The sequence below is a fragment of the Protofrankia sp. Cj5 genome (assembly GCF_917627405.1).
GTDB lineage: Bacteria > Actinomycetota > Actinomycetes > Frankiales > Frankiaceae > Protofrankia.
Map to the genome: position 1 here is coordinate 1 of NZ_CAKJTO010000027.1, position 16,328 is coordinate 16,328.

The 16,328-nt window shown below is 68.6% G+C and carries 10 protein-coding genes; 2 read left to right on the forward strand and 8 right to left on the reverse strand.

Annotated elements, in window-relative coordinates:
• The 7 genes from MJ777_RS08235 to MJ777_RS08265 all read right to left on the reverse strand — a co-directional run.
• The coding region (locus MJ777_RS08235; protein WP_239374782.1) for an ACT domain-containing protein at positions 1-426 on the reverse strand (426 nt) is incomplete at its 3' end.
• Between the two features lie 9 nt (positions 427-435).
• Complete coding sequence (locus tag MJ777_RS08240; RefSeq protein WP_239374785.1) at positions 436-2,292, reverse strand: hypothetical protein; 1,857 nt, start codon at positions 2,290-2,292, stop codon at positions 436-438.
• A gap of 155 nt (positions 2,293-2,447) precedes the next feature.
• The gene (locus tag MJ777_RS08245; RefSeq protein ID WP_239309830.1) at positions 2,448-3,359 is read right to left on the reverse strand and encodes a 1-aminocyclopropane-1-carboxylate deaminase/D-cysteine desulfhydrase; all 912 of its coding nucleotides are present in this window, start codon (positions 3,357-3,359) and stop codon (positions 2,448-2,450) included.
• Between the two features lie 7 nt (positions 3,360-3,366).
• A complete protein-coding gene (locus MJ777_RS08250) occupies positions 3,367-3,810 on the reverse strand; it encodes an SRPBCC family protein (protein ID WP_239309832.1) in 444 nt (147 codons plus the stop codon).
• A 68-nt stretch (positions 3,811-3,878) separates the two neighbouring features.
• The gene (locus MJ777_RS08255; protein WP_239374788.1) at positions 3,879-5,645 is read right to left on the reverse strand and encodes a hypothetical protein; all 1,767 of its coding nucleotides are present in this window, start codon (positions 5,643-5,645) and stop codon (positions 3,879-3,881) included.
• Positions 5,642-9,400 (reverse strand): TM0106 family RecB-like putative nuclease, encoded by a 3,759-nt coding sequence (locus tag MJ777_RS08260; protein ID WP_239374806.1) that lies wholly within the window; start codon positions 9,398-9,400, stop codon positions 5,642-5,644. Before MJ777_RS08260 ends, MJ777_RS08255 begins: the two co-directional genes overlap by 4 nt.
• 264 nt (positions 9,401-9,664) lie before the next feature.
• Positions 9,665-10,777, reverse strand: a complete 1,113-nt coding sequence (locus MJ777_RS08265) for a hypothetical protein (RefSeq protein ID WP_239309838.1) — start codon at positions 10,775-10,777, stop codon at positions 9,665-9,667.
• Positions 10,778-11,041: 264 nt separating this feature from the next.
• On the opposite strand from MJ777_RS08265, the gene MJ777_RS08270 reads away from it, so the two are divergent.
• Both MJ777_RS08270 and MJ777_RS08275 read left to right on the forward strand, forming a co-directional pair.
• On the forward strand, positions 11,042-13,558 hold the full coding sequence (locus MJ777_RS08270) for an ATP-binding cassette domain-containing protein (RefSeq protein ID WP_239374825.1): 2,517 nt from the start codon (positions 11,042-11,044) through the stop codon (positions 13,556-13,558).
• Positions 13,559-13,629: 71 nt separating this feature from the next.
• Positions 13,630-14,592: a ParA family protein gene (locus tag MJ777_RS08275; RefSeq protein WP_370651568.1), complete on the forward strand. Its 963-nt coding sequence runs from the start codon at positions 13,630-13,632 to the stop codon at positions 14,590-14,592.
• A gap of 67 nt (positions 14,593-14,659) precedes the next feature.
• Here MJ777_RS08275 and MJ777_RS08280 read toward each other — a convergent pair whose 3' ends face one another.
• The gene (locus MJ777_RS08280) at positions 14,660-16,321 is read right to left on the reverse strand and encodes a metallophosphoesterase family protein (protein WP_239374828.1); all 1,662 of its coding nucleotides are present in this window, start codon (positions 16,319-16,321) and stop codon (positions 14,660-14,662) included.
• Between the last annotated feature and the right edge of the window lie 7 nt (positions 16,322-16,328).

Genomic DNA, 16,328 nt, shown 5'->3' on the forward strand with positions numbered 1-16,328 from the left:
CAGGTGGTGGAAGGGCACGCCATGCCAGCGGACCAGCTCTTCGGCGTCGCGGTGGTTGGACACGACACCGGCGATCTCGATCGGCAGGGTGCCGGCGCGGCGGCGCGACAGCAGGTCGGCCAGACAGTGATCGTGCTGCGAGACCATGATTATAGTGCGGGATCGGACGGCGGCGTCCCAGAGCTGCCAGTCCATCGAGAAGGTCTCGGCAACCGCGCCGAAGGCGTCACACAGGTCCTCCAGGCTGCCGTGCGGCTCCTCGACGTCGGCGGCCAGGCGCAGGAAGAAGTGGGTGCTGTCGGGGTCCAGATACTGTTGGGCTTCGACGATGTTGCAACCACTCTCGGTGATGAAGGAGGACACCGCCGCGACGATGCCACGCCGATCGGGGCAACTGAGCGTGAGTATCAGACGCTGGTGTGACACGCCGTCAGTCTAGGGCTTCCGATCATATGATCGGAATTTTCCGGGGGTGTCCCGGGCAACGGTGATCGGCGGTTCGATGAGAAAGGGCTCCAGGGGCCGGTCGGTCGGGGTGAACCGGGGTGTTCCCGCCGCCGCGCCCGTTGAGGAGCCCGGGGTGAAGCGCCAGCGTTTCGGTACCGTACGGACCCCGACAGGGTAGATCGTCAACTGTCCGTCGGGGCTGATGTGTAGTCGCAGGAAGTTCTTGTAATCGGCGATTCCCTGTGCGGCGAACAGTTCGTTGGTGTTCAGGCCCATCGTCCGGTCGGCCAGCCAGAGATAGGCGGCGACCAGTTCGGTGGCGGCCAGGCCGCCGGCCGTGAACACCAGCGGGAGCACTCCGGCGAGCAGCCAGGTGCCGGGCAGCGGGCGCGTGATCGTGACAGCGCCGGCAAGCAGGGCGACAGCAAGCAGGAGCTGGGCAAGCCCATGCGTGGCTCCGGCGGCGATACCCCGCGCGGTCCGGCCGGCTTTGGTCAGGGCGAGCGCCGCGGCGATGACGCCCACGGCCAGCACGAGCCCGGGAATGCCGCTGAGCAGGCCCACGAACAGGCCGCCGACGCTTGCGCCGCGCAGGCCGTCCGCGATGCCGTCGAGGCGACCGGCGGCACCTCGCCCGTCCGTCCCGGCGGCGCCGACTGCCAGCGTCAGCAGTAGGTGGATGCCACCGAGCAGCGCGACCAGACCTGGCGCGAGCGCTGGCAGACGGAAGATGCCGGTGGCGAGCCGGCGGGAGGCCGGCGCGTCCGGAAAGGTGGTGCTGGCCAGCTCGTAATGGACCGGCGGGTCGCTCTTTCCCCGCGCGCGCGATGCCGGCGGCGGCAGTACCAGCCGTTGCGGCAGCCGGTGGGTGGCGGACAGGTAAGCACCGCCACCGCCGGCGGTGAACTTCACCGCGGTGCCGCCGACCTCGCTGTAACGGGCGTAGTGGTGCCGGTCGCCGGTCAGGGACACCCGCACCTGGGCGCCGGCCGCACGGATGATCGTGCGCTCGAAGTAGTCGAGGACGGCGTATGCTTCGGCGTCCTGCTCGGCCGTGCTGATCCAGCTCGGCTTCGCCGAGCAGAGGATGATCGCGTCACCGGGGTGCATCCGCTGTGCGATCTTGATGAAGTAGCGGCGTTGCGGGTCGTCGATGTAGGAGTCGAACTGGATGTCGATCCCCAGCAGCCACCATCGGTGCGGCAGCCGCACCGCGAAGTAGCTGCGGGTCTGCTCGGTACGCCAATCGCCGATGCTCGAGCCCTGGCAGAAGACCCGCATAAAGGCGGTGAGCCCGTCGTACCAGTCGTGGTTGCCCGGTAGCACGAACAGCTTCGGCCGCTCAGCCGGCTCCGAGCGCTGCCTGGGTAACGCGGTGCGGTACGGGCCGATCAGCTTGTTCTCATAGCCGGCGATGCTGGGTGTGGGGTAGCACTGGTCGCCGCCCATCACCAGCATCCGGCCGCGCGGCATCGTCGTCCCGGCCAGGTTGAGGCTGGGCGCGGCCAGCAGCGATGCCATCGCATAGGTCGAGTCGAACCCGTCACCGAGATCGCTGACGTAGTCGAACCACAGTTCGCCGGTGTCAGGTGGTTCGCTGCCATCCGGCAGTTCCCCGGAGGCTGGCGCATCACGGGTGCCGGACAGGTCGGCCACAGGCGCGGCGGGCAGCGCCGCCATCTCCTCCCGTTTGTCGGCGTACGAGCCGAGCAGCCCGCTGATGCCCACGCGTATGGCCGTACGCAGCAGCAGTGAGGGCGAGAGCCATCGGGTCATGGTGGCGCGCGTGAACCCAAGCGCGCGCTCGTTGACGATCATGACGTCGACGTGTTCGTTCTCGCGCACGTGGCCCCTTATCCCGTTACGTCAACCGGAACGCTGCGTCATATCGCCGTTGCGGGACGCTCTCTAAATGGCCGCGCGTCGCCTTCAGCGAGAGAAGCGTGGCAATTCAATCACACCCGCCCGACAGCCGGGCGGGTGCGGATCAGGTCACGCGGCTATCGGGGCGGCGGTTCGGCCGGTCCGGTGATAATGGCGAGGACCTTGGTGCCGGGCGGGATCACGCCACCTCGCACCAGGGCGAAGATACCGTACATCATCTTCGCCACATACACGGCTTCGAGCAGGATTCCATGGCGCTCGGCGAAGGCGTCGACAAAACAGCGGAGCTCCGGTGGGTTCTTCGCGAAGCCATCGAAGTGGAAGCCGCATTCGACCCGCCAGTTGTCGGTCGACCGGCCGAAGGCGGCACGTTGCAGGCCGGCGACCACCCCGGTAAGAAAATGTCCGCCTTTCAGCGCGGAGAACCCGATGGCGGTTCGGCCCGGTTTCAGGCCGGCCGCGATACCGGCCAGCGTGCCGCCCGTGCCGCACGCGCAACAGACCAGGTCGAACTCAAGGCCGACCTCGGCGATGATCTCGGCGCAACCGCGGACCCCGGCGGGGCTGCTGCCGCCCTCGGGGATCAGGAAGAAGTCGCCGAGGCGCCTCCGCAGGTCTGCGATGACGCCGGGGTCGTCCTTGCGGCGGTATGCGGACCTGTCGAGGTAGGTCAGATGCATGCCGCTGGCCGCGGCCGCCGACAACGACCAGTTGAGCGGGAGGTGTTCCTCCCCGCGGATCACACCGATCGTCTGGACCCCGATAATCTCACCGGCGGCGGCTGTCGCGCGGATATGGTTGGAAAAGGCGCCACCGAAGGTCAACACGGTCGACATGCCCGCCGCGGCGGCGTCGGTCAGGTTGTACTTGAGCTTACGCCATTTGTTTCCCGGTACTTTTTCGCTGATGAGGTCGTCGCGTTTGACAAAAACCTGGACGCCGTGGCGGGTGAGCCGATCGTCGCGCAGCTCCTCGACTGGCGACGGAAGGTGAAGGCCGAGATCCGTAACCCAGCCGAGATGCGTCACTCGATCGTCAGTCCAGCCTGGGCTGGATGTTGTCGAGAACACCGTTCCACAGCTTGCGGATACCGATCGGCGCGAAGGCTCGTTCGAAGAAGCCACCGATTCCGCTTGCGCCCGCCCAGCTTGTCTCTACTGATATCCGCGCCGTTCCCGGGTCAGCGGGCCGCACCGTCCACACGGTACGCAGAGTGGAGTTCTGGTCGGTTTCGGTGAGGGTCCGGCTGGGTTCGGGTGTGGACACGACCGCTTCGACGGTACGGACGCGGCGGCGGGTCGCGTGCAGCCGGTAACGAATCCGGGTACCGGCGCCGGTACCGCCCTCGATCACTTCGTAGTCGGTGATCATTTTTGGCCACGCCTCGGCGCGAATGCCCCTGTAGTCGGCGAGCGCGTCGACGACCTTCGCCGGTGTCGCCGCGACGACCCGTTCCACCGCTACCTTGATCTCTGCCATCCGCGCTCCATTCATGGTTGTTCCGTTGCTGCGTGTTCCGTCTGGGGCTCTTTGGCGTCAGTACCTTGTCACGACCGGCCGGGGGCGCTGTCGAGCAGCCACAGGTCGACCCCGTCGACGTAGCGCCCGGGTGCACCCGCCAGCGTCGTCAGCAGGGTGACGAGCTCGTCGTGGTGATCGGTGGGGCCGAGGATGATCGCATTCAGATGGTAGTGGTCGAAGGCTGCCGCCAGGCCAGGTTGTCCCAGGGCCGCCTGTGCGGTCCGCTGGCCGGTCGCGACAGCGATGAGCGCTGAGTTCAGCGGGTCGACCTCCGGATGGAAGCTGGATCGTCCATTACGGTCAGGAACTGTGCAGTAGCAACCTGGCATAGTAAACCGGAAACCGGTCTGCGCCTGCCACAGCATCGCGATGTTCTGCTGAGGGTACGGATAGGGCACGACCAGCGCTGTCGTCGCTGTGGGCAGGTTGTCGACCTGCGGGCCGGTGAAGAACCTCGGCGTGACCGTGGTGAAGGGCAGGAGCGTCGCCGGTACCAGCGGCACCAGGGCGGCGGCGGTAACGACGCCGGTGACGGCGCGCAGCCGCGGCGGCCGTGCCTGGTCGAGCCAAACCGCGATCATCGCACCCGCGGCCAGCACGAGATACAGCGACAGGCGGGACGGCAGTGCGTTGTGCAGCACCGGCCCCAGCTCCAACAGACGCCACGGCAGTGGGATACCGGTGGCGTGCCCGCCCAGGTGCAGGTGCGGGCCGAGGGACAGGACAGCGACGGCGGCGAACAGCGGCCCGCACAGGGCCACGAGCGGATCACGGCGTAACCGCAGCGCGATGAAGGCGAGCAGAGCCAGCAGCGGGAGGCCGAAGTAACCGCTGACCTCCACCGCGTTGCCGGAGAACCGCAGGCTTTCCCGGACGGCGAAGTCCGGGCCGATGGCCTGGAGCGGCGTGGGCGTGACGAAGGTGAGAAGGTCGGACACGGCGATGTCGGACGGCTGGATTGATCCGTGGACGCGCTGGGGGCCGAAGAACTGGATGTAGAGCGGCCAGGCGAGCAGCACGGTGGCGACGGCCGCGCAGACCGCGAGCCCACCTGCTGCCGCCGCGGCGCGCAGGCGGATCTGATCACGATGCTGGACGCACAGGATCGCGATGGCGATGATCGCAACCACCGCTGAGGTCGCCAGCACCTCCTCGCTCACCAGCGCTTGGGCGGCTACGGCCACGCCGAGCAGCGCGCCGGTCCGCGCGGCCCGGCGTTGGCGGATGAGCAGGTCGTCCAGCAGCAGCAGGAGGATCGGGGGAAAGAGCGCGAACGACAGGTGCAGGTGGCCGTAGGAAGCGCCGATGACGTAGGGGCTGAAGCCGTAGAGCAGCCCGGCGACGGCGGCGGGGAACGCCGCGCTCCAGCGGCGCATCACCAGGAACATCACCCAGCCGGACAGCGCCGGCGCGAGCGTCGTCAGTACCTGGAAGGCCACCAGCGGCCCGGCCAGCACGGTGATCGGTGCGGCCAGCACACCGAGCAGCGGCACGCCAGTGCTCCACATGATGTTGACGCCGTCCGGAGCGTTGAGAAAATGGGTGACGAACGGGTCAAGCCCGTGGGCCAGGGCGTAGGGCGTCCAGGCCAGGTACCAGGAGAACAGGACGGCATCGCTGCCGCCGTAGATAGTCGTGCCCAGATCCGTCCAGCCATCCCAGAACAGCGCTACGGACAGCGCGCAGAAGCCGGCGAGAACAGCCGGGGCGGCCAGCCATCGCTTCCTCCCCTTTTTCCCCGCGTCTTTCCCCCGGCCCGTTCCAGTGTCGGCGCTGGTGTCGAGCGCGGTCACGGGCATCCCCTCAGATCGTCCTCAGCGAGTTGACTCGCCCGCGGTGCCGCCGTGGCGCCCGCGTCCCCCGGCGGCGTCCTGGACGCTTGCCGGCGGTCGGGGCCCGCTGCCGCGGAAGCGCGGGCCCGGATCACCGAAACCGGCTGATTACCGGCGGGTTGCGTGGTGATCCCGGGGAAGTCGGTGCGGGCGGTGGCCCGCAGCCGGGCGAGGCCGGCCAGCAGGCGCAGCTCGTCGACCGTGCGTGCGGCGCTGTCGAGCAACGCCGGTGACATCACCAGCACGGCCAGGACCTGCGCCCGCGACAGCGCGACGTTCAGCCGGTTACGGGAGAGCAGGAAGTCCAGCCCCCGGGGCGCTTCGGACGCGCTGGACGTGGTCAGCGACACGATGACGACGGGTGCCTCCTGGCCTTGGAAGCGGTCGACGGTCCCGGCCCGGACGCCGTGCGTCCCGGCCCTGTCGAGCGCCTGCTCGATCGCCCGTACCTGGCGGTTGTACGGGGCGACCACCAGGATGTCGGGGCCACGCAGGACGCGCTCGCCGTCGAGGTCGACGAAGCGCCGGCCGAGGATGGTCTCGATCAGGCCGGCGACCGCGTCCTTCTCCGGGTCCGAACGGGTGGTGTTGCCGTAGTGGAGCACGTCGCGCAGGTAGAGGCCGGCGTCGATGCCGTCGAGGTGACGGCCGGCGGTCACCGGGTGGGCGTGCAGCCGTCCCCGGTAGGCGAGCGCCGAGACCGGTTCGCACACGGCCGGGTGCATACGCCTGGTCAGATCGAGGAAGTACCCGAACGCGCCGGGGATGACGTCATTCGTGCCGAGCAGGTGGGAGAGGGCGGAGGCGTCCGCGCCGTCCGGGTGGATCCCGGCGACGACCTGGGGGAGCTGCTGCGGGTCACCGAGCAGTACGAGGTTGCGGGCGGCACCGGCGACGGCCAGGGTGTCGGCGAGCGCGAACTGGCCCGCCTCATCGATGATCAGCACGTCGAACGGCTCCGCGCGCAGCGCGGGGTTCGCGAAAGCCCACGAGGTATCGCCCACCAGATGCCCGTCCGGGTGCGCGGCGCGCCAGGAGACCAACGCGCGGAGGTCACGGGGGCAGTCCCACGGTGCCAGCGGGCTGGGCTTCTGCCCGGAGCGCAGCTTCTTGGCCGCGGGTATCCCGGTGGCGGGAGGGCGGCTCGCCGCCGGGATGTTGCCGGTCGCCGCCAGCATGGCGTTCTCGATCGCCTTGTGGCTGGTCGAGCACACCCCGACCGTGCGGCCCTGGCCGACCAGATGGCGGATCAACCGTCCGGCCAGGTAGGTCTTGCCGGCTCCGGGCGGCCCCTGCACGGCCAGGTAGGACCCGGCGAGTAGGTCGACGGCGGCGAGCACGGTGGCAATCAGATCATTCCCGTGCTCGGCCGGGTCGGGCAGGCCGACCCGGCCGAGCAGACGTGGCGGGTGCCGGCGAAGCAGATCCATGGCCGGGCCTTCGGGCAGCGCGGGCCCGGCCAGGACGGTGCGGGCGAGCTCCGCGATCGCGGCCGGTTTCGGTTCGGGACGCACCGGCGCGCCAGGCAGCACGGCGACCGGCAGTTCGGCAGCTGCCCCGGCGCTGCCGTCCCCGTCGAGACCCACCTCGCCGGGCCTGGCGGTCTCGTGGATGAGCAGCTGGTCGGGGCCCGCGCGCTTGATGCTGCCATCACGGGTGGTGCCGTCGGCCCCACCAGCCCCCGGGTAGAGCAGACGGATCCGGTCGCCGTCGGAGTACGGATGGGTGCCCTCAGCGTCGAGTGCGGCCAGCAGGTCACGCCGGGTTCGTTTCCCTCGCCCGGCCGGGACGGCCCAGTCCTCGACGATGGTCCAGCCCAGGGGGACGGCGCAGTTGTCGTTCGCCTCCAGCGCCGCTCGGTCGGCGGTGAGCCAGGCGAAGAACTCCCACCACGCCGGCTTGTTCTCGCGGCGGTGGTACCCGACGGCGGCGGCCAGCAGCGCCCGCGCCCGCTCGTCGTCGGTCCAGACCGCCGGATCGTCCGGCAGCTTCGCGGTCAGCGCGTCCACTGTCGCGTCCACTGTCGCGTCGGGCCCGTCGCCGTGGTCCGCCGACGGGTGGTATGCCGGCGCGCCCGCTATGCCCTGCGCCGCGCGCAGGTCCAGCAGCCAGCGATGCAGCCGGTGGGTGGATACGCAGTCGACCCGGTTGTACTCGGCGATCTCGCCGAGGAGGCGGTCGGCCGCGGCACGGTCGGAGTTTGCGAGGTGGGCCAGAACGTTCTCGTAGGCGACGATGCTGTCGATCGCGGTCTTGACCTCCGTCCCCCGGGCGCCGGCCAGGTACAGCGGTTCCAGATACTTGATCGAATATGAGCGTTGGGAGATCTTCAGGCTGCGCCGGACAACCGTGTAGAGGTCGACGAGCCTGTGCCCGGCAAGCAGGTCGTCGACCTGCCGCTCGCGGGTGCCGTGGCGGGCGGCCAGCCGTTTCAGGGCGTTCGGCTCATACGGGGCGTAGTGGTAGATGTGCGCCTGCGGATGGTCGGCGAGCCGCGCGGCCGCCCAGTCGACAAACCGCTCGAAAGCGCGCTTCTCCGCTGGCCGGTCATGTGCCCAGAACGGATGGAAGAGCTCCTGGGCGCCGTCCCCGGTACCGGTCGGGGTCACGGCCCCGAACAGGTACTCCAGACCAGTATTGCCCAGCGCGTATGGGTCGCCCTCCATGTCGAAGTAGATGTCACCGGGGTCCTGGGCGGGCAGGGAGGCGAGCCCGTCCGGGGCGACCACCCGGACGGTCACGGTCCCGGTCCGGTCGTCATCGGTGCGGGTGGCATCCTGGATGGCCTGTAGCTCCGCCTGGAGCCGTAGCCCGGCGAAGGTCGCCGCGGCCATCGACGGCGGGCGCTGGTCGTCACCGGCCGCGGCGAGCTGTTCGAGCGTGCTGATCCCGCCGGCCCGCAGCTTGCGTCGCTGATCGGTGCGCAGGCCGGCGACCAGCGACAGGTCACGGGCAGCCTCCCGCCCTTTCTCGCAGTGGCCGGCGAACGCGCAGGTCTCACATGCGGGCCGGGGATCAGCCCAGGAGGGCGTCGGGATCGCGGGTTCGGTCGCGAGCCGCGAGGCCAGCCGGGTCCGGGCATGGCTGATCAGGGGCGCGATATCGTCAGCCTGCAGCGACTCCAGCCGGCCGTCGCCGAGTAGCAGATGGATGTGGCGCGCGACGTCTACGCCGATCGTCGGCAGCGCCTGGGCATAGGCGGTGAGCTGCAGCACCGCGGTAGGACGGGCGTGGCGGGCGAGTTTGGCGTCGTACGGCTCGTAGCGTCCGTTTGCCGGGGCGCCGGTGTGGGCGCCGGTGAGCGGGTCGAGGTGCGTGGCGATCAGGAAGTCGGGCCGGCCCTGGAAGGAACCGTCGAAAAGGACACCCTGGTAGATGACGGCGACGCCGGCGGCGACGGCGTCGCGGGTCTGATCCCTCGCCGCGGCCAGCGCGGTCAGGGTGTTGTCAGGCCGTTCGATCACCCGGACGCCATCCGCGCCGAAGATGTGGACGAGCCGCTCCAGCCAGCGCCGTTCGTGGGCGTCACCGTGGCGTACCAGCAGGTCGTCCGCTTCGGACGTGGTGACCTCCGCGCCGGTGCCGTCGAGGCGCACGCCGGCCGCGCGGGCATGGGACAGCGCTAGCCGGTGCCCGCACTCGAGCGTGTCGACGACATCACCGGCGGACACGACCCATCGGGCATCTCCGCCGGCGGTGTCGTCGAGTCGCTGCATGCCATCCCCCGGATAGTCGCTTCGTGACGATCCGGGGACCCCTGGCTCGAGGGCCGGCCGCCGCGGCGGGCTGGTCAGTCCGCCGCGTGCGAACCGACCCGGACAAGCTTCGCAGGGTGCGTGTGATCTTCACGTCATGGGCTCGGTCTGGCTGGGCTCGGTCTGGCTGGGCTCGGTCTGGCTGGGCTCGGTCTGGCTGGGCTCGGTCTGGCTGGGCTCGGTCTGGCTGGGCCCGGTCTGGCTGGGCTCAGTCTGGCTGGATGCTCATCCTGGCTGGGTGCCATACCGGGTGGCGGCGTTCCTGACCAGTTGCAGTGAGCCCGGATCGGCGCTCAGCTGTTTGCTGTCCATGAAACTGAACCCGAACAGGCCCGCGGCGGTAATCTGCCGTACGTAGTCGTCGGTGAAAATCGTCCGCAGATCGTCATGCCAGGTGGCGGTCGAGCCGTCGTCGGGTTTGTAGTGCGCGACCATGACCGGGCCATACCCACCGAGGATCTGCGTCATCCTGCGGATATCGTCGACATTGCTTTTTGAGTCCATCGCCTGGAAGCTCTGGAAGTCCGACTGACGCAGCACGTCGTCGAAGTGCCCGATCAGCGATTTTCCGCCGCCTTTTGCCGGGTCGTCCCAGCGGGCCTGCCAGCCACCCCAGCCGAGCGAGACCCTCGCGTTTGGCGCCATGGAGTGGAAGATGCCCATTGCCGCGGTGTACTGGTCCTTCAGCTTCAGGTAGTAGTTGGTCACCTCGGGCGTGGCCGCCCAGGTGTTGGCCTGGCACGGATAGGTCTGTAGCTCGGTGAAGAGCGTGACGTAGAGGGGCGCTCCGTCCGCCGGGCCAGCGAATATCTGCGCGAGCCGTCTGGTGTCACCCAGGAACGATGATGACAGTGGGTAGTCGCGACCACACGCTGGGCCGTACTTGGTCTGGACCGTCGCGACCTGACCGGCCCCGCCGAGCCACACCACGAGGTGGATCGCCCGTCGTTTGGCGTAAACCTGTGGAATGAGGTCCTTCGCCCAGTTAGTCATGAAACCGAAGTCGTTCGGGCTGTTGTACCAGGTTGTGAACATCCCCAGCTGGTTGGCGACGGGCGATGTCGAGTCGCTGTCGAGGGAGGGGCCAAGGCCGAACACGAGCTTTCCGGTCTGGCCGAATACGGCCGGTCGGGGTGATATACGATTGGCGGTGCCCGTCACATTTCCCACCGCCCGCGTCTGGCCGGTTATATCCGGTAGTGACCAGGCGAGGAGGCCGGCGAGTGTCGCGAGAAACACAAAAGACGCTTCAAGTGGGCGAAACGACTTCAATACGAACAAGGCGGGCTTCTCCGCGGTTTCTCCCGAAGTGTGCCCCCGGACGGGGGTAGCGTACATGCTGCCATCCGGCCGACAGGGCCATCCTGGAGATCGCCGCTCGAGTGTCCGTGCCGACTCGAACCTCCGTGCCGCCAGCCGGTGCCGGCCGCGGCGGTTACCGGCCTGTTTCATCGAAAAGACACAATTCCGTGGGGTCGCGGCGGTTAAGATCTCTTTCAGCTGACCACAGGCCACGCGAGCACGCCTCTCTCAGGTGCGCGGAGGCACACCAACGGTGGCCGGAGGCCGACAACCTCCGGCCACGGGGGGAGAGAAACGCAGGTGGACTGGACCGGGACCGCGCTACAGGTCAACACTCCGGCCGGCCAGGTGGTCCTGACCGGCGATGGACCATACGTGGTGGGGCGGGCCCGCCAGGCCGACGTCGTCATCGTCGATGGCCGGGTGTCGCGGCGTCACCTCGTCCTGGAGGCAGGGGCGGAAGGCTGGCAGGTACGCGACATCAGTGCCAACGGCCTCTGGCAGGACGGCCGGCGGGTGGGCAACCTCAGCGTGAGCGCGGCACAGGTGCGGATCCGTCTCGGCGCCGTGGACGGGCCGGAGGTCGTTCTCATCCCGCGGCCGCGGCAGCCCGTCCCAGCGGGGCCGGTCGAGCTACCAGCCGACCCGCCCACCGCGCTCGCGGGAAGCGACGACGATCCGGGTCCGCCCACGTCTGAGCAGCCGTTCATCGGTGACGAGCGCAAGGTTCACCAGCTGCGCCCAGGGCAGGTGACCATGGGCCGTTCCCGCGACAACGATCTGGTTGTGGACGACTTACTGGCCTCTCGGCACCATGCCCAGCTTCGCGTCGACACCCACGGGTCCGGTGGTACCACCCATACCGGTCGAGGCCGTGCGCGACGCGGTGACGTCGAGGTAGTCGACCTGGGCTCAGCCAACGGCACGTTTGTCAACGGCCGGAGGGTGACGCACGCGCCCGTGGCGCAACGTGATGTCGTCGCCATCGGCCATCATCTGTTCCAGCTTGACGGTGACACGTTGGTCGAGTACGTCGATAGCGGCGACGTTACGTTCGAAGTGCAGGGCCTGTCGGTATGGGCTGGTGCCAAGCAGCTCATGAGCGACGTCACCTTCCGGCTGCCGGCCCGGTCGCTGCTGGGTGTGGTCGGTCCGAGCGGCGCGGGCAAGTCGACGTTGCTCAACGCGCTCACCGGATTTCGTCCGGCCGACGCCGGCACGGTCCGCTACGCGGGCCGGGATCTCTATGCCGAGTACGACGAGCTGCGCCGCCGGATCGGTTACGTCCCGCAGGCCGACCCCCTGCACAACCAGCTGACCGTTCGCCAGGCCCTGGAGTACGGTGCGGAGCTGCGCTTTCCAGCTGACACCACAGCGGATGAGCGGCGTGCCCGGGTCAGCGAGGTCGTCGTTCAGCTGGGGCTGCGTGACCATGCGGACACACCGGTCGGCCGGCTGTCCGGCGGCCAGCGCAAGCGGACCAGCGTCGCGCTCGAGCTGCTCACACGTCCGACACTGCTGTTCCTGGACGAGCCGACCTCCGGGCTGGATCCGGCCAACGACCAGTCGGTCATGGAGGCGCTGCACTCCCTCGCCCGGGGCAGCGACGGTGCCGCCAGCGCTCCCAGCGAAGGCCGCACAGTGATTGTTGTGACTCATAGTGTGCTATTTCTTGATCTATGTGACTATCTGTTGGTGCTCGCGCCCGGCGGCCACGTGGCTTACTTCGGCCCGAGTGCCGGTGCGTTGCGGTTCTTCGACAAGAAGGACTTCAAGGAGTTCGTCGCTGTCTTCCGGGAGCTGGAGGCCACCGCGGGTGAGGTGCTCGCGGCCCGTTTCCGCGCGTCGGAGTACTACGTCCCGTCCGCTGTGGTCGCGCCGGTGGTTCGGCGGACCGCGGCGACGCTGCCCAGCGTCCGCCAGCAGCCGGTGCGGGCACAGCTGTCCACCCTCACCCGCCGCTACCTGCGGGTGGTGCTCGCGGACCGTTCCTATCTTCGGCTGATCATCGCTTTTCCGTTCCTGCTGGGGATCATTCCGCGGGTGATCCCGGCCCGGGACGGTCTCGCCGCGCTGCCGGTGCCGAACCCGGACGCGACCAAGGTGCTCGTCGTGCTGGTGCTGTGCGCATGCTTCATGGGGATGGCGAACTCGGTTCGTGAGCTCGTCAAGGAACGGCCGATCTACCGGCGGGAGCGCACGATCGGCCTGTCACGTACCGCTTACCTGGGTTCCAAGGTGGTCGTCCTGGCCGCGATCACGACCTGTCAGTGCGCGATCTTCACATTGATCGGATTACTGGGCCGGATGCCGACCGCTTCCGTGCTGCTCGGTTCCCCGCTCGCGGAGTGTCTCGTCGCGGTGCTCGTGGCGGCGCTGTCCTCGATGATGATCGGCCTGCTTGTCTCGACGCTGGTCGACAGCGCTGACAAGACCATGCCCGTGCTGGTCCTTATCACCATGGCTCAGCTCGTGCTCTGCGGCGGGCTCGTGTCGGCGGTGGGACGTCCGGTACTTGGGCAGGTCAGCTGGATCGCGCCGGCGCGCTGGGGTTTTGCCGCGCTCGCCTCGACCGTCGACCTCAACAAGGTGGCCCAGCTGGGCAGGGTGAGCCCCGAGGCGGCCAACCCGGCCAGGAGGCTGCCGCTGGGTGATCCACCGGACCCGCTGTGGAACCACAACGCCGTGACCTGGCTCACCGACGTCAGCGTTGGCACCGCGGTGGGTGTCCTCGCCCTGACCCTGACCGCCTATATGATCCGCCGGATCGAGCCCAAGGTCGGACGACGGAAGCAGACAGCGGATCCGTCATCCTGATGACGCGGATCCGCTGTCCTCAGCGCTTGTGTTATCAGCGTTGACCGGTCAGGGAAAACGAGGGCATGGACGTGGCGTACATCGTCTCGACGATCAACCTGAAGGGTGGCGTCGGCAAGACGACGATCACGGCTGCCCTTGCGGAGGTCATGGCGGCGGAGCACGGCAAGCGGGTACTGCTTGTTGATCTTGATCCGCAGACAAACCTGACGATCTATATGATCGGCGAGGCACAGTGGAAGGATCTCAACGACTCGGACCGGACGCTGGCCACCCTCTTCCGCGACGCGGTGGAGCCGGGGCCGGCCGGAAGCCGGTTCGACATCGACGCTGCCCTGCAGCGGGACGTGTCCCCGGTGCGGACCGTCACCCAGGTCGATCTGCTGGCGTCCTCGCTCGACCTCATCGACCTGCAGGACCGTCTGCTCGTCCCGTCCAGGGATCTCGTCCACAACCCCGTGGAGCTGCTGGCGCGGCAGCTCGAGAAGATAGCCGGTGGCTACGACTACATTCTCGTGGACTGCCCGCCGAATCTGAGCGTGCTCACCCTGAACGGGCTGAGGATCTCGCACGGCTACATCATCCCGGCTGTCCCCGACTTCATGTCGACCTACGGAATACCACAGGTCCGGGCCAGGATCACGAAATTCGCCGCCGGTGTGGGCGTCGACATCCCGACGATCGGCCTTGTCATCAGCAAGTACCGGTCCGAGGTGACCCTGCACCAGCAGATGGCGGACTACCTCCAGCGAAGCGGGCAGGGCGCTGGGCTCCACGTGTTCGAGTCCAGGATCCCGGAGTCCGGTGACATAGCGGCCGCGGCCGAGTTCAATGACTGGGGCACGCTACGGCAGCGGTACGGCTACAAGGGGCAGTACGACGCGCTGGCCGCCCTCACCGTGGAGTTCATGAGCGTCGTCGAGGGTGTGGCGGCACGGGATCGGGCCGCAGGCCCAGGCGCCGGGATCATGGACCACACGGACGCGGTAACCGATCGTGTTGCCGGATCACACCGGTGGGACCCGACAACATGATCATGCTAATGATTCTGGGCCAGGATGCGTCCAGATCAGGATGCCTTCAGATCAGGATGTCTCCAGATCAGGATGCGTCGAAGTCGGCCTGCGGGCCGCGCACGCCCCGGGATCCGAGGGTGCACAGTCCGGCGGTACGGACGATCGTGACGCGGTCGAGCTCCGCGCCGCTCTCGGCGATCGCGCGGACGGTCAGCGTCGCCGGCTGGCCGGCGCTCGCGGGCCTGACGTCCACGGCGACGAACGAGAAGCCGGTGTAGCGGACCCGGGACCAGGTCACGACCTCAGCTGTCTTCACCCCGACGCCCGTCCACGAGTAGGTGTTGACTGAGGCAAGGTCGTTCACATGCCCGGCGTAGCTGTCCGGGGCCGGGAAGCTGTACAGGCTGCGCCCGCCGGCACCGACCGACAGGTAGGTGGTCCCGTCGGTGTCCGGGTGGACGGTTCCGCCGATCGGCACCACCTTGGTCGGGCTGCCGCCACGCAGCGGGTCACTGCGTTCGTAGATGTGGTTGTGGCCGTTGATGACGAGGTCGACACGGTAGGTGTCGAACAGGGGCACCCACGCGGCCCGCACACCACCGTCGGAGGCATGCGCGTTCGTCGTCGAATACGCGCAGTGGTGGAAGAAGACGACGATGAAGTCGACGTCGGGCTGGTGACGCAGGAACTCCAGCCGCTCCTTCAGCCAGGCTGTCTGGGAGCCGCCGCTGTAGCCGAGGTTCGCGGGAATCTCGTTCGAGACGTCGTTGGCGTCGAGGCTGATCACTCCGACATTGCCGTAGATGAACGAGTAGACCGACGGGCAGGCCTGCGGGCCGTTGCCGGGGAAGTCCCACCGGGCGATCTGGCCACCGTAGCCGTCCGGGGAGTACAGCGCCTCCATGTCGTGGTTGCCGGTCGCGACCATCCACGGCACCCGTGAGGCGACCGCTTCGATCTGCCCGAGGTAGGCATCCCAGATGGTTGGGTTGAACACGTCCGTCCCGTTCGCGCCGGTGGCGCTCACCGGCAGGCCCCGGCCGCTCGGGTCCGCATACGCGATGTCGCCCGCCAGCAGGTGGAAAGCGGGGTTCTGCTGGGCCACGACACCGTCGTTGGCCAGCGCGTGGGCACTGACGCCTTGGTCGCCGAAGGCCGTGAAGGTGAAGGGATCCGTATTCCAGCGGCCCCGCTGGGGCGCGGTGCGCACCGTCGAGAGGGCGCCGACGGTGGTGGCGGGCTCGTAGCCCTGGTGGCCCACCCCATAGTAGTAGGTGGTGTCGGGGCGCAGCCGGTCCACTTCGACGTGCAGGTAGTACTGGTCGACGGGCCCCGCCGCTCCCGGCACCTCCGAATGCAGCGGACGGACCTCGGCCGGGATGCGCCCGGACAGGTTGTACGGGTCGGTGCCGATGCGCAGGAACGGCCTTCTGACGGGGGTCGGCACCTGCCAGCCGACGCGGATCTGACGGCGTGGGTTCGCGCCGAACGCGAGGTGTCGGGCGAACGGGGCGACCGACGCTCCGTCCGCGGTGGAGTTGGTGGTGACCAGCGTCGGGCTCGCTGCTCCTGCGGCTGGCGTTGTGGCGAACGCCGCCGAGTCGAGCAGGCTGGGGCCGGCGAGGAGCGCGCCGGCCCCGATTGCGCCGGCGCGGAACAGCGTACGACGGGACGGGCGCTGGGCCACCAGCCAGTCGTGCTGTTCGGCCATGCTCATCCGCTCGGCGAGGCGATCGGGTATCCCCATGCGTGGT

What these genes read in the sequence shown, in the direction of transcription:
- MJ777_RS08250 (WP_239309832.1), bottom strand. Translation starts at nt 3,810, where the DNA reads ATGGCAGAGATCAAGGTAGCGGTGGAACGGGTCGTCGCGGCGACACCG.
- MJ777_RS08260 (WP_239374806.1), bottom strand. Translation starts at nt 9,400, where the DNA reads ATGCAGCGACTCGACGACACCGCCGGCGGAGATGCCCGATGGGTCGTG.
- MJ777_RS08265 (WP_239309838.1), bottom strand. Translation starts at nt 10,777, where the DNA reads ATGTACGCTACCCCCGTCCGGGGGCACACTTCGGGAGAAACCGCGGAG.
- MJ777_RS08280 (WP_239374828.1), bottom strand. Translation starts at nt 16,321, where the DNA reads ATGGGGATACCCGATCGCCTCGCCGAGCGGATGAGCATGGCCGAACAG.